The sequence below is a fragment of the Pseudomonas sp. genome (assembly GCF_050739935.1).
In the GTDB taxonomy this organism is placed as follows: Bacteria; Pseudomonadota; Gammaproteobacteria; order Pseudomonadales; family Pseudomonadaceae; genus Aquipseudomonas.
This window is the reverse complement of the sequence record NZ_JBOICF010000066.1, coordinates 24770-48341: the sequence shown is the minus strand read 5'-3', so window position 1 is coordinate 48341 and position 23572 is coordinate 24770. Positions and strand designations below refer to the sequence as shown.

Sequence of the window (23572 nt, the reverse complement as noted above, 5' to 3'; positions counted from 1 at the left end):
TTTGTCAAAACGGCAGGAGGAATTTATTTTTCCAGGGTGCGTGGCTCACGAGGCTGCGAAATCCTGATGAAGTAGCCTAGAGTTAGCGCAGGCTGGAAACGGCCGCAGATTTTTTTTAAACGCCGCAGGAGAGATTCGCAATGGCTCAGCAGGGCAGTGGTTATCAAGCTCGCTATAAACGCATTCTACTCAAGCTTAGCGGCGAGGCCCTGATGGGGTCCGAAGAGTTCGGTATCGACCCGAAAGTGCTGGATCGCATGGCGCTGGAAGTGGGTCAGTTGGTAGGCATCGGTGTCCAGGTCGGGCTGGTCATCGGCGGTGGCAACCTGTTCCGCGGCGCGGCACTCAGTGCTGCCGGGATGGATCGGGTGACAGGCGATCACATGGGCATGCTGGCCACTGTGATGAATGCATTGGCAATGCGTGACGCGCTGGAGCGTGCCAATATTTCCGCCATCGTGATGTCGGCCATTTCCATGGTGGGTGTCACCGATCACTATGATCGTCGCAAGGCCATGCGCCACCTGAACGCCAAGGAGGTCGTGATTTTCGCGGCTGGCACCGGCAACCCGTTCTTCACCACCGATTCGGCCGCCTGCCTGCGTGCGATCGAAATCGACGCGGACGTCGTGTTGAAGGCAACCAAGGTCGATGGTGTGTACACTGCCGATCCATTCAAGGACCCGCATGCTGAGAAGTTCGATCATCTGACTTACGATGAAGTGCTGGATCGCAAGCTGGGCGTAATGGATCTGACGGCCATCTGCCTGTGCCGTGACCACAAGATGCCGCTGCGTGTCTTTAACATGAATAAACCCGGTGCCCTGCTGAACATCGTGCATGGCGGCGCGGAAGGAACCTTGATCGAGGAAGGCGAACAATGATCAACGAAATCAAAAAAGACGCTCAAGAGCGCATGCGCAAATCCATCGAATCGCTGAACCATGCTTTTGGTCAGATTCGTACTGGCAAGGCGCACCCAAGCATCCTGGGTAGCGTGATGGTTCCGTACTACGGTGCTGATACCCCTTTGAGCAATGTTGCCAACGTCACGGTGAAAGATTCTCGGACCCTGCAGGTCGTGGCGTTTGAGCGCAATATGCTCGCGGCGGTCGACAAGGCGATTCAGAGCGCTGGTTTGAATCTCAACCCGACCAACCTCGGCGAGTTGCTGTTGATCTCCATGCCGGCCCTGACTGAAGAAACCCGCAAGGGCTTCACCAAGCAGGCGCGAAGCGCAGCCGAAGATGCTCGTGTGGCCGTGCGCAACATCCGCCGCGATGCATTGGGTGATCTGAAGAAGCTGGTCAAGGACAAGGAAATCAGCGAAGACGAAGAGCGTCGCGGAACGGCTGAAATCGACAAGCTGATCAAAGACTTCGAGGCTCAGATCACCAAGGCCACGGAAGAGAAAGAAAAAGACCTGATGGCCGTATAAGAGTCAGGAAGCTTTCATGGAAAAGACAAAGCTGGCAGTGCCGTCGTCGGTGCCGCGTCATGTCGCGATCATCATGGATGGGAACAATCGCTGGGCTAAAAAGCGTCTGTTGCCGGGTGTGGCGGGTCACAAGGCTGGTGTGGATGCTGTGCGAGCGGTTATCGAAGTGTGTGCCGAGGCCAAGGTCGAGGTACTGACGCTGTTCGCCTTCTCCAGCGAGAACTGGCAGCGCCCGGCCGAAGAGGTCGGGGCGCTCATGGAGCTGTTCTTCACGGCGCTGCGTCGCGAGACCAAGCGGTTGAACGAAAACGGTATCAGCCTGCGCATCATCGGCGACCGTTCACGTTTCCATCCCGAGCTTCAGACTGCCATTCGCGAGGCGGAGGCACGGACCGCCGGCAATAACCGCTTTGTACTGCAAATTGCTGCCAACTATGGTGGTCAATGGGATATCGCCCAGGCGGCGCAGCGCCTCGCGCGCGAGGTTCAGGCCGGGCATCTGCGCCCGGAGGAGATCACGCCCGAGCTACTGCAGACCTGCCTGGCAACAGGCGATCTGCCGTTGCCTGACCTGTGCATACGCACCGGTGGCGAGCACCGCATCAGCAATTTCCTGCTATGGCAGCTGGCTTACGCCGAGCTGTACTTCTCCGACCTGTTCTGGCCGGACTTCAAACACGATGCCATGCGCCACGCGCTGGCCGATTATGCTTCGCGCCAACGCCGCTTCGGGAAAACCAGCGAGCAGGTAGAAGCTGGAGCCCGTGCTTAATGCTTAAACAACGAATCATTACAGCGTTGATTCTCGCGCCGCTGGCGCTGTGCGGCTTCTTCCTGCTCGAAGGGGGCAGCTTTGCGCTGTTCATCGGCGCAGTGGTTGCGTTGGGTGCCTGGGAATGGGCGCGGCTGGCCGGTTTCGAAAGTCAGCCGATTCGCGTGGCGTATGCGGTGGTGGTGGCTGTCCTGCTGTTTTTGCTGTACCTGCTGCCGGGCCTGGCGCCATGGATTCTGGTGGCAGCCCTGATCTGGTGGCTGGCGGCCACATGGCTGGTGCTGACCTATCCTGAATCCAGTGAGCACTGGTCCAGCGCGCTTTACAAATTGGTCATCGGACTGTTGATCCTGCTGCCCGCCTGGCAGGGCCTGATTCTCATCAAGCTCGCACCGATGGGTAACTGGCTGATTCTTTCGGTCATGGTGCTGGTGTGGGGCGCAGATATCGGCGCTTACTTTTCCGGCAAGGCGTTCGGCAAGCGCAAGTTGGCGCCGAAAGTCAGTCCGGGGAAAAGCTGGGAAGGCCTGTATGGCGGGCTGGTCGCATGTCTGCTGATCACCCTGGTGGTCGGCATTTACCGTGGTTGGGCGGTTTCTGAAATCCTGTTTGCGCTGGTGGGGGCGGCGATCGTGGTGCTGGTTTCCGTCGTTGGCGACCTCACCGAGAGCATGTTCAAGCGTAAATCCGGCGTGAAGGACAGCAGCAACCTGTTGCCTGGACATGGCGGCGTACTTGATCGTATCGACAGCCTCACGGCTGCGATTCCGGTTTTCGCCCTGCTGCTGTGGGCAGCCAAAGACTGGGGCGTGATGTGAGTCAGCCTCAACAGATTACCGTTCTGGGCGCTACCGGCTCGGTCGGCCTGAGTACCCTTGACGTCATTGGTCGTCATCCCGCGCGTTACAAAGTATTCGCGCTGACCGGTTTCACACGTCTGGCTGAGTTGCTGGCGCTGTGCGTGCGTCATACACCGCAGTTCGCGGTGGTGCCGACAACAGGTGCTGCACGCCAATTGCAGGATGACCTGCGCGCTGCCGGCCTCGACACCAATGTGCTGGTGGGGGAGGGCGGTCTGTGCGAAGTCAGCGCACATCCGCAGGTGGATACCGTGCTCGCGGCCATCGTGGGCGCGGCCGGGTTGCGCCCGACGCTGGCGGCCGTAGAAGCGGGCAAGAAAGTGCTGCTGGCCAACAAGGAAGCCTTGGTCATGTCGGGTGCCTTGTTCATGCAAGCCGTGCGGCGCAGTGGCACGGTGCTGTTGCCGCTCGACAGTGAACACAACGCGATCTTTCAATGTCTGCCCGGCAACTACGCCAGTGGTCTTGGCGCAGTCGGTGTGCGTCGGATCCTGCTCACCGCATCCGGAGGGCCGTTTCGTGAGACGCCGCTGCCGGAGCTGGAACATGTTTCACCCGAGCAGGCATGCGCACATCCGAACTGGTCCATGGGACGCAAGATTTCCGTCGACTCCGCCAGCATGATGAACAAGGGGCTCGAGCTGATCGAGGCCTGCTGGTTGTTCGATACCACTCCGACGCGCATCGAAGTGGTGATTCATCCTCAGAGCGTCATCCATTCCATGGTGGATTATGTGGACGGTTCGGTGTTGGCCCAACTGGGTAATCCGGACATGCGCACCCCGATCGCCCATGCATTGGCCTGGCCTGAACGGATTGACTCAGGTGTCCCGCCGCTGGACCTTTTCAGTATTGCGCGCCTGGACTTTCAGGCACCGGACGAATTGCGCTTCCCTTGCCTGCGTCTGGCGCGGCAAGCTGCCGAGGTCGGTGACAGTGCCCCTGCGGTCTTGAACGCCGTCAACGAGGTCGCGGTCGCGGCGTTTCTGGATCGGCGCATTCGCTTTCCGGAAATCGCGAGTATGATCGACGAAGTTCTGAACCTTGAACCTGTCGTGGCAGTGAGCGAGTTGGAAACGGTGTTCGAAGTCGACGCCAGAGCGCGAGCGCTGGCTGAGCAGTGGCTTGGACGTAATGGCCGATAACCCGCAAATGCCACTCGGCACAGGTCCATCGAAGCGGGCTGACAGCCAATGGGTGTCAACCCGCAACGCCAAACAGGTACCCGGAGAACAGCGATGAGTGCGCTATATATGATTGTCGGCACCCTGGTTGCCCTGGGTGTGCTGGTGACCTTTCACGAATTCGGCCATTTCTGGGTAGCCCGGCGGTGTGGCGTCAAAGTGTTGCGTTTCTCGGTGGGCTTCGGCATGCCGCTGCTGCGCTGGCAAGATCGTAAAGGCACCGAATATGTCGTAGCCGCCATTCCTTTGGGCGGCTACGTGAAGATGCTCGACGAGCGTGAAGGTGAAGTGCCTGCCGAGTTGGCCGATCAATCCTTCAATCGCAAGTCCGTGTATCAACGCATCGCTATCGTCATCGCGGGCCCCGTCGCCAACTTTCTGCTGGCAATTGTATTTTTCTGGGTACTGGCGATGTTGGGCAGCCAGCAAGTGCGGCCGGTCATCGGTGGCGTCGAAGAAGGCAGCATCGCGCAGAAGGCCGGACTGATTTCCGGTCAGGAAATCGTCTCGGTCGATGGCGAGCCCACCACCGGCTGGTCGGCGGTCAATCTTCAATTGGTACGGCGCCTTGGCGAGACCGGCAGCATTGCGCTGAAGGTCCGCGAGCAGGGCTCCGATGTGGAAACCCCACGCTCCCTGGTTCTCGATAACTGGCTCAAGGGCGCCTCTGAGCCGGACCCGATCCGCTCGTTGGGTATTCGCCCATGGCGTCCGGCCCTGCCGCCGGTGCTGGCTGAACTCGATCCGGCGGGTCCTGCTCAGGCCGCTGGTCTGAAAACCGGTGATCGACTGTTGGCGCTGGACGGCCAGCCTCTCAATGACTGGCAGCAAGTTGTGGATTGGGTTCGTATCCGTCCTGATACCCGCATTTCTCTGAATATCGAGCGCGATGGTACGAAAATCGATGTGCCGGTAACGCTGGTCGCTCACGGTGAAGGCAAGGCGGCAACCGGGTATCTCGGTGCCGGGGTAAAAGGTATCGACTGGCCACCTGAAATGCTCCGCGAGGTCAGCTATGGTCCTGTGGCCGCCGTGGCAGAGGGCGCGCGACGTACATGGACCATGAGCGTGTTGACGCTCGATTCACTGAAGAAAATGTTGTTCGGCGAGCTCTCGGTAAAAAACTTGAGCGGACCGATAACCATTGCTAAAGTGGCGGGCGCTTCGGCCCAGTCAGGTGTAGGTGACTTCTTGAATTTCCTTGCTTATCTGAGCATAAGCCTGGGGGTTCTCAATTTGCTGCCCATTCCAGTGTTGGACGGGGGGCACTTGCTGTTTTATCTGATCGAGTGGGCGCGTGGTCGTCCACTGTCGGAAAAGGTGCAGGGCTGGGGGGTTCAGATCGGGATCAGTCTAGTGGTTGGAGTCATGTTGCTCGCACTGGTCAACGATCTGGGACGACTGTAAAAGCTACGCCGAATTGTGAATCTGCCGCATTTTGCGGCAGTTTGTTTATTGCCAGTTGGAATAAGAAAGGACTTCATGAAACGTCTGCTGCTAACTGCGGTTCTTGCCGTACTGATGATCGCCGAAGTTCACGCCGAGTCCTTCACTATCTCCGATATCCGTGTCAACGGCTTGCAGCGGGTGTCCGCTGGGAGTGTCTTTGGCGCGTTGCCGTTGAACGTGGGTGAACAGGCCGATGACGCGCGTCTTGTCGATGCAACGCGCGCGCTGTTCAAAACCGGATTCTTCCAGGACATCCAGCTGGGCCGTGAGGGCAATGTCCTGGTGATTACCGTGGTCGAGCGCCCATCGGTGTCGAGCATCGAGATCGAGGGCAACAAGGCGATCACCACAGAAGACCTGATGAAGGGCCTGAAGCAATCGGGTCTGGCCGAAGGCGAGATCTTCCAGCGTGCGACCCTCGAAGGCGTTCGTAACGAACTGCAGCGTCAGTACGTCGCTCAAGGCCGCTACTCGGCAGAAGTCGCTACCGAAGTCGTTCCACAGCCACGTAACCGTGTCGGTCTGAAGATCAACATCAACGAAGGCGCAGTCGCCGCGATCCAGCACATCAACGTGGTGGGCAATTCGGTGTTCCCGGAACAGGATCTGGTCGACCTGTTCGAGCTGAAAACCACCAACTGGCTTTCCTTCTTCAAGAACGACGACAAGTACGCCCGGGAAAAACTCTCCGGCGACCTGGAACGTCTGCGTTCTTACTATCTTGATCGCGGCTATATCAACATGGATATCGCCTCGACCCAGGTTTCGATCACGCCTGACAAGAAAAGCGTGTACATCACCGTCAACATCCATGAAGGCGACAAGTACAGCGTCAAGTCGGTCAAGCTGAGCGGTGATCTCAAAGTGCCTGAAGACCAGGTCAAATCGCTGCTGCTGGTCAAGCCGGGCCAGGTATTCTCGCGCAAGGTCATGACCACCACCTCCGAACTGATCACCCGTCGTCTCGGTAACGAGGGCTATACCTTCGCCAACGTCAACGGCGTGCCGACCGCGAACGATGAAGACCACACCGTGGACATCACTTTTGCTGTCGATCCTGGCAAGCGTGCTTACGTGAACCGCATCAATTTCCGCGGCAACACCAAGACCGCGGATGAAGTGCTTCGTCGTGAGATGCGTCAGATGGAAGGCGGTTGGGCATCTACTTACCTGATCGACCAGTCCAAGACCCGTCTGGACCGCCTGGGCTTCTTCAAGGAGGTGAACGTCGAGACGCCTGCCGTGCCGGGTACCGACGATCAAGTTGACGTGAACTACGCCGTGGAAGAACAAGCTTCCGGTTCGATCACCGCCAGCGTTGGTTTCGCGCAAAGCGCAGGTCTGATCCTCGGTGGTTCGATCAGCCAGAACAACTTCCTGGGGACGGGTAACAAGGTCAGCATCGGCTTGACCAAAAGTGAATACCAGACCCGCTACAACTTCAGCTATGTCGATCCGTATTTCACGCCGGACGGCGTCAGCCTCGGCTACAGCGCCTTCTACCGCAAGACCGACTACGATGATCTCGATGTCGACGTGGCAAGCTACTCGGTGGATAGCCTGGGTGCCGGTATCAACATGGGCTACCCGATCAGTGAGACTTCGCGTCTGAACTTCGGCTTGTCAGTACAGAAGGACGAATTGAGCACCGGTCGTTATACAGTTGACGAGATTTTCGACTTCATCGACAAGGAAGGCGACAGCTTCACCAACTTCAAGGCGTCCGTCGGCTGGTCCGAATCGACTCTTAACAAAGGCACACTGCCGACCCGTGGTTCTTCCCAGAGTCTGACCCTGGAAACCACCATCCCGGGCAGCGACCTGTCGTTCTACAAACTTGATTACCGTGGCCAGTTGTTCCACCCGATCACCACCAACACCACCCTGCGTCTGCACTCCGAGTTGGGTTACGGCGACGGTTACGGTTCGACCTCCGGTCTGCCGTTCTACGAGAATTACTATGCCGGTGGTTTCAACTCGGTTCGTGGCTTCAAGGACAGCACCCTGGGCCCGCGCAGTACGCCGAGCCGCGGTGCAGGCAATCCTGGCGGTAAGCCAGGCACCATCGCCGACCCGGATCAGGATCCGCTGCCGTTCGGTGGTAACGTCTTGATCACCGGTGGTGCCGAGATTCTGTTCCCGCTGCCATTCATCAAGGACCAGCGCTCGCTGCGCACCTCTTTGTTCTGGGACGTGGGTAACGTATTCAACACCAACTGTGACAACGCCAAGACCTCCCTCAGCGGTGAGAAGATCCAGTGCAATGGGCCTGAGCTGTCTGGGCTGGCAAGCTCTGTCGGCGTAGGTGTCACCTGGATCACTGCACTGGGACCGTTGAGTTTCGCGCTGGCCATGCCGGTCAAGAAACCGGACAACGACACCGAAACCCAGGTCTTCCAATTCTCTCTCGGTCAGACCTTCTAAGGGTCTGATCCCTGATCACGACAACGAATTCTGTAGGAGTTACAACGTGCGTAAGTTGACCCAATTGGCACTGCTGGCAACCGTTCTGGTCGCGGGCCCCGCATTCGCCGATATGAAGATCGCCGTACTGAATTATCAGATGGCGCTGCTCGAGTCGGATGCTGCCAAGAAGTATGCAGTCGACGCTGAAAAGAAATTCGGCCCTCAGCTGACCAAGCTCAAGGCTTTGGAAAGCAGCGCCAAAGGCATTCAGGATCGTCTGGTCGCCGGTGGCGACAAGATGGCTCAGCCTGAGCGCGAGAAACTGGAGCTGGACTTCAAACAGAAGGCTCGTGACTTCCAGTTCCAGTCCAAGGAACTGAATGAAGCCAAGGCTGTTGCCGACCGCGACATGCTCAAGCAGCTGAAGCCGAAACTGGACCAGGCCGTTGAAGAAGTGATCAAGAAAGGCGGTTTCGACCTGGTGTTCGAGCGCGGTGCCGTGATTGACGTCAAGCCACAGTACGACGTCACTCGCCAGGTCATCGAGCGCATGAACCAACTGAAGTAACTTCATGAGCGCACCCATAACACTCGGCCATCTGGCCGAGTTCCTCGGTGCCACGTTACGTGGCCCGACGGACAAGGAAATAACCGGACTGGCCACCTTGCAGGAGGCGGGTCCTGGTCAGGTCAGCTTTTTGGCCAATCCCCAATACCGAAAATTCCTCGCGACGACCCAGGCCGCTGCGGTGCTTCTCAAGCCGGCAGATGCCGAAGGCTATGCGGGGGATGCACTGCTGATCGCCGATCCTTATCTGGCATATGCGCGTATTTCCCATCTGTTCGATCCCAAGCCCAAGGCTGCTGCCGGTATTCATCCGACCGCAATCATCGCTGACGACGCGGTGGTCGATCCAAATGCCAGCGTCGGGCCTTATGTGATCATCGAAAGCGGTGCGCGGATCGCTGCGGGGGTTACCCTCGGTGCTCACTGTTACATCGGTGCCCGCAGTGTCATTGGCGAAGGCAGTTGGCTCGCGCCTCGCGTGACGCTGTATCACGATGTGCGCATCGGCCAGCGCGTAGTGATTCAGTCCGGCGCGGTTCTCGGTGGTGAAGGCTTCGGTTTCGCCAACGAGAAAGGTGTCTGGCAGAAGATCGCGCAGATCGGTGGCGTCACCATCGGCGACGACGTCGAGATCGGCGTGAATACTGCCATCGACCGCGGCGCCATGGACGATACCCGCATCGGCAACGGGGTGAAGCTCGATAACCAGATTCAGATCGCCCACAACGTTCAAGTTGGCGATCACACGGCGATGGCGGCGTGTGTTGGCATTTCCGGCAGCGCGAAGATCGGCAAACACTGTATGCTCGCCGGCGGTGTCGGACTGGTCGGGCATATCGATATTTGCGACGGCGTCTTCATCACCGGCATGACCATGGTGACTCGTTCGATTACCGAGCCTGGTTCTTATTCTTCCGGGACAGCTATGCAGCCGGCTGCGGAATGGCGCAAGAGCGCGGCCCGTATTCGCCAGCTCGACGATATGGCGCGGCGACTGCAGCAGCTAGAAAAGATTGTCGAGGCAGTGACCTCAGGCGGTAAAGCGTCATCTGATGGCTGATACTTTTTTCTTATCAAGCGTGCACAGCCGATAAACTGCCTCCTTGATTTGCTAGAGGAGTGCTGCGCATTCGTCGCGCACTCCCAATCTTTACTACAGGCTTCCTCTCGAAATGATGGACATCAACGAAATTCGCGAATATCTGCCCCACCGCTACCCGTTCCTTCTGGTGGATCGTGTGGTGGAGCTGGATGTTGAGAATAAAAGCATTCGTGCCTATAAGAATGTCAGCATCAATGAACCCTTCTTCAATGGGCACTTCCCCCAGCATCCAATCATGCCGGGCGTGCTGATCATCGAAGCGATGGCTCAGGCTGCGGGCATCCTCGGTTTCAAAATGCTTGACGTGAAGCCTGCTGACGGCACCCTGTATTACTTCGTGGGCTCCGACAAGCTGCGTTTTCGCCAGCCGGTGCTGCCGGGCGACCAACTGATTCTTGAAGCGAAGTTTCTCAGCTGCAAGCGTCAGATCTGGAAGTTTGAATGCCAGGCATCGGTAGACGGCAAGCCGGTATGCTCCGCAGAAATCATCTGTGCGGAACGTAAACTATGAGTTTGATTGACCCTCGCGCAATCATCGATCCGACGGCCGTTCTGGCCGACGATGTAGAGGTCGGCCCGTGGTCGATCGTCGGACCTGGTGTGGAAATTGGCGAGGGTACGGTGATTGGTCCCCATGTGATCCTGCGTGGCCCGACCAGAATCGGCAAAAACAACCATATCTACCAGTTTTCCTCGGTAGGTGAGGACACCCCTGATCTCAAGTACAAGGGTGAGGCGACACGTCTGGTCATCGGTGACCACAACGTGATCCGCGAAGGCGTCACGATTCACCGTGGCACCATTCAGGACCGCGCCGAAACCACGATCGGTGATCACAACCTGATCATGGCCTATGCGCACATCGGGCACGACAGCGTCATTGGCAATCACTGCATCCTGGTCAACAACACAGCGTTGGCAGGCCATGTCCATGTGGCGGATTGGGCGATCCTTTCGGGCTTCACGCTGGTTCACCAGTATTGCCATATCGGCGCGCACAGTTTCTCCGGCATGGGCACTGCGATCGGCAAGGATGTCCCGGCGTTCGTCACCGTGTTCGGTAACCCGGCGGAAGCGCGCAGCATGAATTTCGAAGGCATGCGTCGTCGGGGCTTCTCCGATGATGCGATTCACGCCCTGCGTCGCGCCTACAAGACGGTTTATCGTCAAGGCCTGACCGTCGAGCGGGCAGTCGTCGAGCTCGCCGAGCCCGCTGCGCAATTTCCGGAAGTCGCGTTGTTTCTTGAGTCCATTCAGAACTCGACACGCGGCATCACTCGTTAATCATGGGGGCTCTGCGTATCGCGCTGGTCGCCGGGGAAGCCTCTGGCGACATCCTCGGATCGGGTCTGATGCACGCCATCAAGGCTCGACATCCTGACGCACAATTCATTGGTATCGGTGGCCCGCTCATGGAAGCCGAAGGCATGGTCTCCTATTTTCCCATGGAGCGCCTGTCGGTCATGGGGCTGGTCGAAGTGTTGGGCCGCCTCAAGGAGTTGCTGGCGCGGCGCAAGCTGCTGATCCAGACCCTGATCGATGAAAGGCCGGATGTCTTCATTGGCATCGATGCCCCGGACTTCACCCTCAATATCGAACTCAAGCTGCGTCAGGCTGGCATCAAGACCGTGCATTACGTCAGCCCGTCCGTGTGGGCGTGGCGGCAGAAGCGGGTGCTGAAGATTCGTGAGGGCTGCGATCTGATGCTGACGCTGTTGCCCTTTGAAGCGCGATTCTACGAAGAGAAGGGTGTGCCGGTGCGGTTCGTCGGGCATCCGCTGGCTGACACCGTTCCCCTTGAAGCCGATCGTTACGCTGCCCGCGCTGAGCTGGGTTTGGGCGACGGCCCCGTCGTGGCATTGATGCCCGGCAGCCGCGGCGGTGAAGTCGGACGCCTTGGGGCGCTGTTCTTCGATACCGCAGACCGACTGCTGGCGCAGCGTCCGAACCTGCGTTTCGTCTTGCCGTGCGCCAGCCCTCAGCGCCGTGCGCAGATCGAACAACTGCTGCAGGGCCGAAATCTGCCGTTGACCTTGCTCGACGGCCGCTCTCATGTCGCGCTGGCGGCTTGCGATGCCGTCCTGATTGCATCGGGCACGGCTACCCTGGAAGCATTGCTGTACAAACGACCGATGGTGGTTGCCTATCGTCTGGCGCCACTGACTTACTGGATACTCAAGCGGATGGTGAAAAGTCCGTACGTGTCGTTGCCGAATCTGTTGGCCCAGCGTTTGCTGGTTCCAGAGCTTCTGCAGGACGCGGCGACCGCCGACGCCCTGGCGCAAACCCTGCTGCCGTTGCTCGATAACGGCTCGGAGCAGACCGTCGGGTTCGACGAAATTCACCGGACCTTGCGTCGCGATGCGTCCAATCAGGCTGCCGATGCGGTATTGAGTCTGATTGGACCGTCGCCTTCACGATGAGCACGTAATCAATGCAAATGGGTCTGGATTTCAATCTGGTCGAGGATCTGGTCGCCGGCGTCGACGAGGTGGGCCGTGGCCCACTGTGCGGCGCGGTGGTGACCGCTGCGGTGATCCTCGACCCCAAGCGCCCCATTCTGGGTCTGAACGACTCGAAAAAGCTCACCGAAGCCAAGCGCGAAAAGCTATTCGACGAGATCTGCGAAAAAGCCCTGTGCTGGCACATCGCGAGAGCTGAAGTCGAAGAAATCGACGAACTGAACATCCTGCATGCCACGATGCTGGCGATGAAGCGCGCGGTCGAAGGCTTGCTGATCACGCCGAAGCTGGCGTTAATCGACGGCAATCGCTGCCCGCAACTGTCGGTTCCCAGCGCCCCGGTCATTCAGGGCGATGCCCACGTGCCGGCCATTGCTGCGGCGTCGATTCTTGCCAAGGTCGCCCGTGATCGGGAAATGAACGACCTGGATCTGGTCTATCCGGGGTACGGCATCGGCGGTCATAAGGGTTACGCGACTCCGGTCCATCTGGAAGCGCTGGCGCGATTGGGTCCAACGCCTATCCACCGACGTTCCTTCGCACCGGTGCGCGCGGCCCATGAAGCTCGAGACATGCTGATTTCTACCGGGTTTATGTCGTCGCTGCCGCTCAACTGAACGCGGGCTGATGTTTTCATGATAGGCCGGTACAATCCGGCCTTCGTTTTCTGTGCGCTATAGGATCAACCATGCCGGCTTCTTTTGTTCACCTACGCCTGCACACCGAATACTCTCTGGTTGACGGTCTGGTCCGGGTCAAGCCGTTGGTCAAGGCGCTGACCGCCATGAGCATGCCTGCAGTAGCGGTGACCGATCAGAACAACCTGTGTTCGCTGGTCAAATTCTATAAAGCCGCCATGGGCGCGGGGATCAAACCTATTTGCGGCGCCGACATCTGGCTGGCAGGCCGCGACCGTGACGCGCCGCTGAGCCGCATGAGCTTGCTGGTGATGAATGCCAAAGGCTATCTGAACCTCACCGAGCTGATCTCCCGTGGTTTCATGGACGGTCAGCGCAACGGCCTGGTGATCATCGAGCGCGAATGGCTGGCCGAGGCCAGTGAAGGGTTGATTGCCCTTTCGGCGGCCAAGGAAGGCGAAATCGGCATGGCCCTGCTGGGCGGCAATCCGTCCGAGGCCGATGAGCTGCTCAAGGAATGGATGTCGGTGTTCCCCGACCGTTTCTACGTCGAGGTCCAGCGGACCAATCGCATCAATGATGAAGAGCATCTGCACGCCGCCGTCGCCTTGGCCGAGCGTCATGGCGCACCCCTGGTGGCGACCAACGATGTGCGCTTCATCAAGCAGGAAGACTTCGAAGCCCACGAAACCCGCGTCTGCATTGGCGAAGGCCGGGCGCTGGACGACCCACGCCGCTCGCACAACTATAGCGATCAGCAGTACCTGAAAAGCGCCGAAGAAATGGCCGAGCTGTTCAGTGATCTGCCCGATGCGTTGGCCAATACCGTCGAGATCGCCAAACGCTGCAACATCGAAGTCAAACTGGGCACGCACTTCTTGCCCAACTTCCCGATTCCCGATGGCCTGACCATCGACGAGTATTTCCGCAAGGTTTCTTTCGAAGGGTTGGAAGAGCGGCTGGCAGTACTGTGGCCGAAAGAAACCACCCCCGACTATGAGGCCAAGCGCCAGGTCTATGTCGACCGCCTGAATTTCGAGCTGGATATCATCATCCAGATGGGGTTCCCCGGTTACTTCCTGATCGTGATGGACTTCATCCAGTGGGCCAAGAACAACGGCGTACCCGTTGGCCCGGGCCGTGGGTCGGGTGCCGGTTCGCTCGTGGCCTATGTGCAGAAAATCACTGACCTCGATCCGCTGCAATATGACCTGCTGTTCGAACGTTTCCTAAACCCCGAGCGGGTTTCCATGCCCGACTTCGACGTCGACTTCTGCATGGACGGCCGCGATCGCGTGATCGATTACGTGGCCGAGAAATACGGCCGCAACGCGGTGAGCCAGATCATCACCTTCGGCTCGATGGCGGCCAAGGCGGTGGTGCGCGACGTGGCGCGGGTGCAGGGCAAGTCCTACGGCCTGGCCGATCGTCTGTCGAAGATGATTCCGTTCGAGGTCGGCATGACCTTGGAAAAAGCTTATGAGCAGGAAGAGATCCTGCGTGACTTCCTCAAGACCGACGAGGAAGGCGCTGAGATCTGGGAGATGGCCCGCAAGCTTGAAGGCGTCGTGCGTAACGTCGGCAAACACGCCGGTGGTGTGGTTATCGCGCCAACCAAGCTCACCGACTTCGCGGCTATTTATTGCGATGAGGAAGGCAGCGGTCTGGTCACTCAGTTCGACAAAGATGATGTTGAGGCGGCGGGCCTGGTGAAGTTCGACTTCCTGGGTCTGCGCACGTTGACCATCATCGACTGGGCGATGAAAACCATCAACCGCGACCGCGCCAAGGTGGGCGAGGAACCGTTGGATATCGCGTTCATTCCGCTGGATGACGCCCCGACCTACGACCTGTTGCAGAAGGCTGAAACCACGGCGGTGTTCCAGCTTGAATCGCGAGGCATGAAGGAGCTGATCAAGAAGCTCAAGCCCGACTGCCTGGAAGACTTGATCGCACTGGTAGCGCTGTTCCGTCCCGGTCCGCTGCAATCGGGCATGGTGGACGACTTCATCAACCGCAAGCACGGTCGCGCCGAGCTGTCGTATCCCCACGTCGATTATCAGTACGAGGGCCTCAAGCCGGTCCTGGCGCCGACCTACGGCATCATTCTGTATCAGGAACAGGTGATGCAGATTGCCCAGGTTATGGCCGGTTACACCCTGGGCGGCGCGGACATGCTGCGTCGCGCCATGGGTAAGAAAAAGCCCGAGGAGATGGCCAAGCAGCGCGGTGGTTTCATCGAAGGCTGCAAGACCAACAACATCGACCCGGACCTGGCCGGTAACATTTTCGATCTGGTAGAGAAATTCGCCGGTTACGGCTTCAACAAATCCCACTCGGCGGCCTACGGGCTGGTGTCGTACCAGACCGCCTGGCTGAAGAAACATTACCCGGCGCCGTTCATGGCCGCGGTTCTGTCGGCGGACATGCACAACACCGACAAGGTCGTGACCTTGATCGAGGAAGTGCGGACCATGAAGCTGCGCCTCGATGCGCCGGACGTGAACAACTCCGAATTCAAGTTCACCGTGAACGACGACGGCCGAATTGTGTATGGCCTTGGTGCGATCAAGGGCGTAGGTGAAGGCCCGGTCGAGGCGATTACCGAGGCGCGTCAGGCTGGTCCGTTCAAGGATCTGTTCGACTTCTGCGCGCGAGTCGACCTCAAGCGGGTCAACAAACGGACCCTCGATGGCCTGATTCGCAGCGGCGCACTGGATCGTCTCGGTCCGTTTTTCTTCGATGAGCCCAAACAGTATCAGGCCAACATCGACCGTAATCGCGGGGTGTTGCTGGCCGCTCTGGAAGGGGCGATTCAGGCCGCCGAGCAGACGGCTCGCAGCCATGACAGTGGTCACGCCGACCTGTTTGGCGGCCTGTTCGTCGAAGCCGATGCGGATGTTTATGCGAACCAACGCGGTGCCAAGGAGGTCACTCTCAAGGAACGTCTGCGTGGCGAGAAGGAGACCCTGGGTCTGTACCTGACTGGTCACCCGATCGATGAATACGAAGGCGAGATTCGTCGATTCGCCCGGCAGCGCATCGTCGATCTGAAGCCGGCCCGCGACACCCAGACCGTTGCCGGTTTGATCATCGCGCTGCGGGTCATGAAGAACAAAAAGGGCGACAAGATGGGTTTCATCACCCTCGATGACCGCTCTGGCCGCATCGAGGCGTCGTTGTTCGCCGACTCGTTCCAGGCCGCTCAGTCGCTGTTGCAGACGGACGCGATGGTGGTCGTGGAAGGCGAGGTCAGCTCCGATGACTTTTCCGGTGGCCTGCGTTTGCGGGCCAAGCGGGTCATGAGTCTGGAGGAGGCGCGCACGGGGCTGGCCGAAAGTCTGCGCCTGACTGTGCGTAGCGAGGCGCTCAAGGGCGATCGTCTACGCTGGCTGGGGGACCTGTGCAGGAAGCACCGGGGAGCGTGCCCGATAACGCTCGATTACACCGGGCAGGAAGCCCGCGCGCTGTTGCAGTTTGGCGAAGCGTGGCGGATCGATCCCGCGGACAGCCTGATTCAGGCGTTGCGTGACCAGTTCGGACGAGAGAACGTCTTTCTGCAGTATCGCTGAAGCTGATCTTACGAATTATTTAAACTCGACCGGAAGGCGCCCGCTCCATTAAGGTAAGGCGCTTACGGATCAACCGGCCGGCCTCTTGGCCGTCGACCCAAGACGGATGCCTATGAACCCGAATTTTCTGGATTTCGAACAGCCGATTGCTGACCTGCAAGCCAAAATTGAAGAGCTGCGTCTGGTTGGCAATGACAACTCGCTGAACATCGGCGATGAAATCTCTCGACTGCAAGAGAAGAGCAATACGCTCACCGAAAGCATTTTCGGCAACCTGACCAGTTGGCAGATCGCGCGCATGGCGCGTCATCCGCGTCGTCCGTACACGCTGGATTACATCGAACACATCTTCACCGAGTTCGACGAGCTGCATGGCGACCGCCATTTCTCGGATGATGCTGCCATCGTCGGCGGCATCGCGCGTCTGGATGACCAGCCCGTGATGGTGATCGGTCATCAGAAAGGGCGTGAAGTGCGCGAAAAGGTGCGTCGCAATTTCGGCATGCCGCGTCCCGAAGGCTACCGCAAGGCGTGCCGTCTGATGGAGATGGCCGAGCGTTTCAAGATGCCGATCCTGACCTTCATCGATACGCCGGGTGCTTACCCTGGCATCGACGCTGAAGAGCGCAACCAGAGTGAGGCGATTGCCTGGAACCTGCGAGTGATGGCACGTCTGAAGACACCCATCATCGCCACCGTGATCGGTGAAGGCGGTTCGGGTGGCGCGCTGGCTATCGGCGTCTGCGATCAGCTCAACATGCTGCAATATTCCACATACGCGGTGATTTCGCCGGAAGGCTGCGCATCCATTCTGTGGAAAACCGCCGAAAAGGCGCCGGACGCAGCCGAGGCGATGGGCATCACGGCCGAACGACTCAAGGGTCTGGGCATCGTCGACAAGGTCATCGATGAGCCACTGGGTGGCGCGCACCGTGATCCGGCCGCTGCCTCGGCCTCCATTCGTGAAGCACTGAGCAGCCAGTTGGGTATGCTCAAGCAGTTCAACCACGACGAACTGCTGGCTCGTCGTTATGATCGCTTGATGAGCTACGGCGTCTGACCGCAGTGTTTCGTGAGGTCCGGCCAGCTTAACGCCCAGGGTCACCCAGCATGAGCAAGCCGGACAGTTGCAAGAACGCGTTATCCAGTCGACTGCTGTCGCGCCTTGGTCCATGGCGCGACGCAGCCGGTTGGCGCATTGCCTTCTCGGGTGGGCTCGATTCCACCGTCCTGCTGCATCTGCTGGCCGAGCTATCCAGGCACCAGCGTCTTCCCCCTCTGACCGCTATCCACATCCATCACGGCTTGCAGGCTGTTGCTGCATCATGGCCGGGACATTGCCGCCAGGTCTGTCAGATTCTAGGCGTGCCGTTGCAGGTCATTGACGTTCAGGTACGTCCTGGTGCGAGTCTTGAACAGGCGGCGAGGGATGCGCGATATGCGGCGTTCAATCAGGTTCTGCAGACGGGCGAAGTGTTGCTGACTGCCCAGCATCGTGACGATCAGGCCGAAACCCTGATGTTTCGTCTGTTGCGCGGTGCCGGTGTACGAGGACTTGCGGCGATGCCGTCGCAGCGGGAGCTGGGCAAGGGTCGCCTGTTCAGGCCGTTGCTGGAGGAGCCGCGTGCGTTGCTTGAACGTTATGCACAGGAAGAAGGGCTGAGCTGGATCGAAGACCCCAGCAATAAGGACAGCCGCTTCTCGCGCAACTATCTGCGCAACCATGTACTACCGATGCTGGCCACCCGTTGGCCGCAGGCAGTCGCCAGCATGACTCGCAGCGCCGCGCATCTGGCTGAGGCGCAAGGCTTGCTGGACGAGCTGGCGGCGCAGGATCTGTCGCTGGCCGACACACCTTGCCCTTGGCCTTGGCTGGATTTGCCGTCACTGGAGCTGGCACCGCTTGAGGCGTTGTCTGCCGCCCGTCAACGAAATGCCTTACGTCATTGGCTGGGACCGCTGACGCGTTTGCCGGACAGTGACCATTGGGCCGGTTGGGATACGCTGCGTGATGCCGGGCCTGACGGTCGTCCGATATGGCGGCTCGCGGATGGGCAACTGCATCGCGCCGAAGGGCGGATCTGGTGGCTGTCAGGCATCTGGCTCCAGAATGTCGCCGGCTCGCAGCATTGGTCCACGGCCTCGCAGCCGCTGCATTTGCCGGGCAATGGCATGTTGCAGATTCTCGGGGATATTCCTCGCGGCGGACTGCATGTGCATTACCGAAAAGGCGGGGAGGTGCTGGATGTGCCTGATCGCGGGCGCCGGGATCTCAAGCGCTTGCTTAACGAAAAGGGCGTACCGGTGTTTCTGCGCGGCCGATTGCCGCTGTTGTATCGCGGCGAGCAACTGCTGGCGGTCGCCAATCTGCCCGGCCTCGACGCCGACCCCCGTGGCGACTGGCGATTGCACTGGCAGCCACCGACGAATGACCACAGTTTGAGATGAGAGCCCGTTTCCGGTAGACTACGCTCCCTTCTTGATACAGCTTCTGTCGATCCTTTCGGAACGATGCAAGTTGCCGATTACCAGCCAGTCTTTACTGGGCGATTCTCAAATGTGGCGAGCAATGGACAGACCTTCTTTCGGTCGGTCGCCTTTTCTGGCGCGGCATATTCGGAAATGCACTGTGAGACACGCAGGTCATCGGGGGCTTCGGCCTTCCTTCGCTTTCCCCGGCGGCTCTGACCGCTTTAACGCAGACTTCTAGGGTTTTTCATGACGCGCTACATCTTCGTCACGGGCGGTGTTGTTTCTTCATTGGGGAAAGGCATTGCCTCGGCTTCATTGGCGGCCATCCTGGAGGCGAGGGGACTTAAGGTCACCATGCTCAAGCTGGACCCCTACATCAACGTCGACCCGGGCACCATGAGCCCGTTCCAGCACGGTGAAGTGTTCGTCACCCACGACGGCGCCGAGACCGACCTGGACCTGGGTCACTACGAGCGTTTCATTCGCACCACCATGACCCAGAACAACAACTTCACCACTGGCCGTGTGTACGAACACGTCCTGCGCAAAGAGCGCCGTGGTGATTATCTGGGCGCGACCATTCAGGTGATCCCGCATATCACCGACGAAATCAAGCGTCGCATCATCAAGGGCGCCGGCGATGCCGACGTTGCGATGGTCGAAATCGGTGGCACCGTGGGTGACATCGAGTCGCAACCGTTCCTTGAGGCCATCCGCCAACTGCGTTTCGAAGTGGGCGCCAAGCGCGCGATGCTGATGCACCTGACGCTGGTTCCGTACATCGCCACTGCCGGCGAGACCAAGACCAAGCCGACCCAGCATTCCGTCAAAGAGCTGCGCTCAATCGGCCTGCAGCCGGACGTGCTGGTTTGCCGCTCCGATCACCCGATCGACGTTTCGTCGCGTCGCAAGATCGCTCAATTCACCAACGTTGAAGAACGTGCGGTGATCGCGCTGGAAGACGCCGATACCATCTACAAGATTCCGGGCATCCTGCATTCCCAGGGCCTGGATGATTTCGTAGTCGAGCGTTTTGGTCTGCAATGCGGCAGCGCCGACCTGTCCGAATGGGAAAAGGTCGTCGATGCCAAGCTCAACCCCGAACACGAAGTCACCATTGCCATGGTCGGCAAGTACATGGAACTGCTGGACGCCTACAAGTCGCTCATCGAAGCGATGAGTCATGCTGGCATCAGCAACCGCACCAAGGTCAATCTGCGATATATCGATTCCGAAGACATCGAGAACCAGGGCACTGGCCTGCTGGAAGGCGTGGACGCGATTCTGGTTCCGGGCGGCTTCGGTCTGCGCGGCGTCGAAGGCAAGATCACTGCGGTTCAGTTCGCTCGCGAAAACAAGGTGCCGTACCTGGGTATCTGCCTGGGCATGCAAGTGGCGGTCATCGAGTTCGCACGTAACGTGCTGGGCTGGAAAGATGCCAACTCCACCGAGTTCGATCGCAGCAGCCCGCATCCTGTGGTCGGTCTGATCACCGAGTGGGAAGATGCCACCGGTGCTGTCGAAACCCGTACCGAAACCTCCGATCTGGGCGGCACCATGCGCCTGGGCGCGCAGGAATGCCAACTGGAGCCAGGCTCCCTGGTACACGACTGCTATGCCAACGATGTGATCGTCGAGCGTCATCGTCATCGTTATGAAGTGAACAACAAGCTGCTGCCGCAACTGATCGAAGCCGGCCTGAAAGTCTCTGGTCGTTCCGGTGACGGCGCGCTGGTCGAAGTGGTCGAGTCGCTGGATCACCCATGGTTCGTGGCTTGCCAGTTCCACCCTGAGTTCACCTCCACGCCTCGCGATGGCCATCCGCTGTTTAGTGGCTTCGTCAAGGCAGCGCTTGCTCAACATCAGAAGAACGGCTGACAGGGAATTCATTACATGGCACAGAAAATCATCCGCGTCGGTTCGCCCGACAAGGGCATAGACATTGCCAACGACAAGCCAATGGTCTTGTTCGGCGGCATGAACGTCCTGGAATCGCGGGACATGGCCATGCAGGTCTGTGAAGAGTACGTTCGGGTCACCCAGAAACTGGGCATCCCGTACGTGTTCAAGGCCAGCTTCGACAAAGCCAATCGTTCTTCCGTGACCTCGTATCGTGGTCCGGGCCTGGAAGCGGGCATGCGCATTTTCGAGGAGATCAAGAGCACCTTTGGCGTGCCCGTGATCACCGATGTGCATGAGCCGCATCAGGCCGCCACCGTGGCCGAAGTCTGCGACATCATCCAGTTGCCGGCTTTCCTGTCCCGTCAGACCGATCTAGTGGTGGCGATGGCGAAAACCGGTGCCGTGATCAATATCAAGAAAGCCCAGTTCCTCGCGCCTCAGGAAATGAAACATATCTTGAGCAAGTGCGAAGAGGCTGGAAACGACCAGTTGATCCTGTGCGAGCGCGGTTCGAGTTTCGGCTATAACAACCTGGTCGTGGACATGCTCGGCTTCGGCATCATGAAAGCCTTCGAGTACCCTGTGTTCTTCGACGTCACCCATGCGCTGCAGATGCCTGGCGGTCGTTCCGATTCCGCTGGCGGTCGTCGTGCGCAGGTGACGGATCTGGCCAAGGCCGGTATCAGCCAGGGTCTGGCAGGTCTGTTCCTGGAGGCACATCCGGATCCGGATAATGCCAAATGCGACGGCCCGTGTGCGCTGCGTCTGAACAAGCTGGAGCCGTTCCTGACCCAACTCAAGGCGCTCGATGATCTGGTCAAGGCTTTCCCGACGATAGAAACGGCGTAAAACCCGCTTCTCCGGCGCGATGGCCTCCGGTACAGTGCCGCTCGTTTGTTTCCCGACCAATGGGTCGGGAAATTTTGTCATCCCGGGCCTGCCCGCTGTCTAGTGCCCGTGATGCCAGTCGTTTTTCCCAGCTGCGTCGTTTTCGTCAATCTTGGAGTGTTAACAACAATGGCAAAAATCGTCGACATCAAAGGTCGTGAAGTTCTCGACTCCCGTGGCAATCCCACCGTGGAAGCAGATGTGCTCCTCGACAACGGCATCATCGGCAGTGCCTGTGCGCCGTCCGGTGCTTCCACCGGCTCGCGTGAAGCACTTGAGCTGCGCGATGGCGACAAGAGCCGTTACCTGGGCAAGGGCGTTCTGAAGGCCGTGGCCAACATCAATGGCCCGATCCGCGACCTGCTGCTGGGTAAGGATCCGGTTGACCAAAAGGCGCTGGATCAGGCAATGATTCAGCTAGACGGCACCGAAAACAAAGCCAGCCTGGGCGCCAACGCGATCCTCGCTGTGTCCCTGGCCGCTGCCAAGGCCGCTGCACAGGATCAGGATCTGCCGCTGTACGCGCATATCGCCAATCTGAACGGCACACCGGGCGTCTACTCGATGCCGGTTCCGATGATGAACATCATCAACGGTGGCGAGCACGCTGATAACAACATCGATATCCAGGAATTCATGATTCAGCCGGTTGGTGCCAAGACCTTCTCCGAAGGCCTGCGCTGGGGCACCGAGATTTTCCACCACCTGAAGGCTGTTCTGAAGGCCCGTGGCCTGAACACCGCAGTGGGTGACGAAGGTGGTTTCGCACCGAACCTGAACTCCAACGCCGACGCCCTCGACGCAATCGCCGAAGCCGTTGCAAAAGCAGGTTACAAGCTGGGCACCGACGTGACCCTGGCGCTGGACTGTGCAGCGAGCGAGTTCTACAAGAACGGCAAGTACACCCTCAGCGAAGAAGGCGAGTATGACTCCGCCGGTTTCGCCGACTACCTGGCAGACCTGGTCAGCAAGCACCCGATCATCTCCATCGAAGACGGCCTGGACGAATCCGATTGGGACGGCTGGAAAGTCCTCACCGACAAGATCGGCGAAAAGATCCAGTTAGTGGGCGACGACCTGTTCGTGACCAACACCAAGATCCTGAAGGAAGGCATCGAGAAGAACATCGCCAACTCGATTCTGATCAAGTTCAACCAGATCGGAACTCTGACCGAAACCCTGGAAGCCATTCAAATGGCTAAGGCTGCCGGTTATACCGCGGTGATCTCGCACCGTTCCGGTGAAACCGAGGACTCGACCATTGCCGACCTGGCCGTGGGCACGTCCGCTGGTCAGATCAAGACCGGTTCTCTGAGCCGCTCCGATCGTATCGCCAAGTACAACCAGCTGCTGCGTATCGAAGAGCAACTGGGCGCCAAAGCTGTATACCGTGGTCGCGGCGAGTTTCGCGGCTGATTGCAAGATGGTAAAAAGGCAGCAGGCGCTGTAGGGGAATTCGCTGAAAGCGTTTTATCCTGACGTCCTGATCCATGAGCCCGGTGACTGCCGGGCTCTTGGGCATTTGAAATGGTTGGTTTTGCTGTCTTTCTCCACCGGGTAACAGATATTCACAATGCGCAGTCCTAACTGGTTGTTCCTCGTTCTGCTCTTGCTGCTCGCTGGCTTGCAATACCGCCTATGGGTGGGTAATGGCAGTCTTGCGCAGGTTGCCAGTCTGACCCAGCAAATCGCCGATCAACATGCCGAAAACGATACTTTGCTTGAACGCAACCGTGTCCTCGATGCGGAAGTGCTGGAGCTGAAGAAAGGCCTGGAGACCGTTGAAGAGCGTGCCCGCCACGAATTGGGCATGGTCAAGGACGGCGAGACCCTTTATCAGTTGGCACAGTGACGTTGGC

General features: G+C 58.9%; 20 protein-coding genes. All 20 read left to right on the top strand.

Annotated features, from left to right (window positions below; genetic code table 11):
• The first annotated feature begins 140 nt into the window (after nt 1-140).
• On the top strand, nt 141-884 hold the full coding sequence (gene pyrH, locus ACRER8_RS13080) for a UMP kinase (RefSeq protein WP_019692086.1): 744 nt from the start codon (nt 141-143) through the stop codon (nt 882-884).
• A complete protein-coding gene (gene frr / locus ACRER8_RS13075; RefSeq protein ID WP_431746675.1) occupies nt 881-1438 on the top strand; it encodes a ribosome recycling factor in 558 nt (185 codons plus the stop codon). Before pyrH ends, frr begins: the two co-directional genes overlap by 4 nt.
• Nucleotides 1439-1454: 16 nt before the next feature.
• Nucleotides 1455-2210 carry a polyprenyl diphosphate synthase gene (uppS, locus tag ACRER8_RS13070; protein ID WP_431746674.1) on the top strand — a complete coding sequence of 252 codons (756 nt, stop codon included), beginning with the start codon at nt 1455-1457 and terminating at the stop codon, nt 2208-2210.
• A complete protein-coding gene (locus tag ACRER8_RS13065; RefSeq protein WP_431746673.1) occupies nt 2210-3028 on the top strand; it encodes a phosphatidate cytidylyltransferase in 819 nt (272 codons plus the stop codon). The genes uppS and ACRER8_RS13065 overlap by 1 nt, the downstream gene beginning before the upstream one ends.
• Nucleotides 3025-4215, top strand: coding sequence for a 1-deoxy-D-xylulose-5-phosphate reductoisomerase (gene ispC / locus ACRER8_RS13060; RefSeq protein ID WP_431746672.1), 1191 nt, complete (start codon nt 3025-3027; stop codon nt 4213-4215). The genes ACRER8_RS13065 and ispC overlap by 4 nt, the downstream gene beginning before the upstream one ends.
• A gap of 93 nt (nt 4216-4308) precedes the next feature.
• Nucleotides 4309-5661, top strand: coding sequence for a sigma E protease regulator RseP (gene rseP, locus ACRER8_RS13055; RefSeq protein WP_431746671.1), 1353 nt, complete (start codon nt 4309-4311; stop codon nt 5659-5661).
• 75 nt (nt 5662-5736) lie between these two features.
• Entirely contained in the window at nt 5737-8127 is a 2391-nt protein-coding gene (gene bamA / locus ACRER8_RS13050; protein WP_431746670.1) for an outer membrane protein assembly factor BamA, read from the top strand.
• 46 nt (nt 8128-8173) lie between these two features.
• Entirely contained in the window at nt 8174-8677 is a 504-nt protein-coding gene (locus ACRER8_RS13045) for an OmpH family outer membrane protein (protein WP_110951336.1), read from the top strand.
• 4 nt (nt 8678-8681) lie between these two features.
• On the top strand, nt 8682-9737 hold the full coding sequence (gene lpxD, locus ACRER8_RS13040) for a UDP-3-O-(3-hydroxymyristoyl)glucosamine N-acyltransferase (RefSeq protein WP_431746669.1): 1056 nt from the start codon (nt 8682-8684) through the stop codon (nt 9735-9737).
• A gap of 112 nt (nt 9738-9849) precedes the next feature.
• Nucleotides 9850-10290, top strand: coding sequence for a 3-hydroxyacyl-ACP dehydratase FabZ (fabZ, locus tag ACRER8_RS13035; RefSeq protein WP_074752726.1), 441 nt, complete (start codon nt 9850-9852; stop codon nt 10288-10290).
• Complete coding sequence (gene lpxA, locus ACRER8_RS13030; RefSeq protein ID WP_431746668.1) at nt 10287-11063, top strand: acyl-ACP--UDP-N-acetylglucosamine O-acyltransferase; 777 nt, start codon at nt 10287-10289, stop codon at nt 11061-11063. Before fabZ ends, lpxA begins: the two co-directional genes overlap by 4 nt.
• A gap of 2 nt (nt 11064-11065) precedes the next feature.
• Complete coding sequence (gene lpxB / locus ACRER8_RS13025) at nt 11066-12202, top strand: lipid-A-disaccharide synthase (RefSeq protein WP_431746667.1); 1137 nt, start codon at nt 11066-11068, stop codon at nt 12200-12202.
• 11 nt (nt 12203-12213) lie between these two features.
• Nucleotides 12214-12858: a ribonuclease HII gene (gene rnhB / locus ACRER8_RS13020; protein ID WP_431746666.1), complete on the top strand. Its 645-nt coding sequence runs from the start codon at nt 12214-12216 to the stop codon at nt 12856-12858.
• A gap of 71 nt (nt 12859-12929) precedes the next feature.
• The gene (dnaE, locus tag ACRER8_RS13015; protein ID WP_431746665.1) at nt 12930-16451 is read left to right on the top strand and encodes a DNA polymerase III subunit alpha; all 3522 of its coding nucleotides are present in this window, start codon (nt 12930-12932) and stop codon (nt 16449-16451) included.
• Between the two features lie 112 nt (nt 16452-16563).
• A complete protein-coding gene (locus ACRER8_RS13010; protein WP_431746664.1) occupies nt 16564-17511 on the top strand; it encodes an acetyl-CoA carboxylase carboxyltransferase subunit alpha in 948 nt (315 codons plus the stop codon).
• A 50-nt stretch (nt 17512-17561) separates the two neighbouring features.
• Complete coding sequence (gene tilS, locus ACRER8_RS13005) at nt 17562-18899, top strand: tRNA lysidine(34) synthetase TilS (RefSeq protein ID WP_431746663.1); 1338 nt, start codon at nt 17562-17564, stop codon at nt 18897-18899.
• Between the two features lie 270 nt (nt 18900-19169).
• On the top strand, nt 19170-20801 hold the full coding sequence (locus ACRER8_RS13000; protein WP_431746662.1) for a CTP synthase: 1632 nt from the start codon (nt 19170-19172) through the stop codon (nt 20799-20801).
• A gap of 15 nt (nt 20802-20816) precedes the next feature.
• Nucleotides 20817-21674: a 3-deoxy-8-phosphooctulonate synthase gene (gene kdsA, locus ACRER8_RS12995; RefSeq protein WP_431746661.1), complete on the top strand. Its 858-nt coding sequence runs from the start codon at nt 20817-20819 to the stop codon at nt 21672-21674.
• A gap of 168 nt (nt 21675-21842) precedes the next feature.
• The gene (gene eno / locus ACRER8_RS12990) at nt 21843-23129 is read left to right on the top strand and encodes a phosphopyruvate hydratase (RefSeq protein WP_431746660.1); all 1287 of its coding nucleotides are present in this window, start codon (nt 21843-21845) and stop codon (nt 23127-23129) included.
• Nucleotides 23130-23286: 157 nt separating this feature from the next.
• Nucleotides 23287-23565, top strand: coding sequence for a cell division protein FtsB (gene ftsB / locus ACRER8_RS12985; protein ID WP_431746659.1), 279 nt, complete (start codon nt 23287-23289; stop codon nt 23563-23565).
• The last annotated feature ends 7 nt before the right edge of the window (nt 23566-23572 follow it).

Bases quoted from the DNA above. Each gene is read 5' to 3' on its own strand.
- pyrH (WP_019692086.1), top strand. From the start codon at position 141: ATGGCTCAGCAGGGCAGTGGTTATCAAGCTCGCTATAAACGCATTCTA.
- frr (WP_431746675.1), top strand. From the start codon at position 881: ATGATCAACGAAATCAAAAAAGACGCTCAAGAGCGCATGCGCAAATCC.
- uppS (WP_431746674.1), top strand. From the start codon at position 1,455: ATGGAAAAGACAAAGCTGGCAGTGCCGTCGTCGGTGCCGCGTCATGTC.
- ACRER8_RS13065 (WP_431746673.1), top strand. From the start codon at position 2,210: ATGCTTAAACAACGAATCATTACAGCGTTGATTCTCGCGCCGCTGGCG.
- rseP (WP_431746671.1), top strand. From the start codon at position 4,309: ATGAGTGCGCTATATATGATTGTCGGCACCCTGGTTGCCCTGGGTGTG.
- bamA (WP_431746670.1), top strand. From the start codon at position 5,737: ATGAAACGTCTGCTGCTAACTGCGGTTCTTGCCGTACTGATGATCGCC.
- lpxD (WP_431746669.1), top strand. From the start codon at position 8,682: ATGAGCGCACCCATAACACTCGGCCATCTGGCCGAGTTCCTCGGTGCC.
- fabZ (WP_074752726.1), top strand. From the start codon at position 9,850: ATGATGGACATCAACGAAATTCGCGAATATCTGCCCCACCGCTACCCG.
- lpxA (WP_431746668.1), top strand. From the start codon at position 10,287: ATGAGTTTGATTGACCCTCGCGCAATCATCGATCCGACGGCCGTTCTG.
- lpxB (WP_431746667.1), top strand. From the start codon at position 11,066: ATGGGGGCTCTGCGTATCGCGCTGGTCGCCGGGGAAGCCTCTGGCGAC.
- rnhB (WP_431746666.1), top strand. From the start codon at position 12,214: ATGCAAATGGGTCTGGATTTCAATCTGGTCGAGGATCTGGTCGCCGGC.
- dnaE (WP_431746665.1), top strand. From the start codon at position 12,930: ATGCCGGCTTCTTTTGTTCACCTACGCCTGCACACCGAATACTCTCTG.
- ACRER8_RS13010 (WP_431746664.1), top strand. From the start codon at position 16,564: ATGAACCCGAATTTTCTGGATTTCGAACAGCCGATTGCTGACCTGCAA.
- tilS (WP_431746663.1), top strand. From the start codon at position 17,562: ATGAGCAAGCCGGACAGTTGCAAGAACGCGTTATCCAGTCGACTGCTG.
- ACRER8_RS13000 (WP_431746662.1), top strand. From the start codon at position 19,170: ATGACGCGCTACATCTTCGTCACGGGCGGTGTTGTTTCTTCATTGGGG.
- kdsA (WP_431746661.1), top strand. From the start codon at position 20,817: ATGGCACAGAAAATCATCCGCGTCGGTTCGCCCGACAAGGGCATAGAC.
- eno (WP_431746660.1), top strand. From the start codon at position 21,843: ATGGCAAAAATCGTCGACATCAAAGGTCGTGAAGTTCTCGACTCCCGT.
- ftsB (WP_431746659.1), top strand. From the start codon at position 23,287: ATGCGCAGTCCTAACTGGTTGTTCCTCGTTCTGCTCTTGCTGCTCGCT.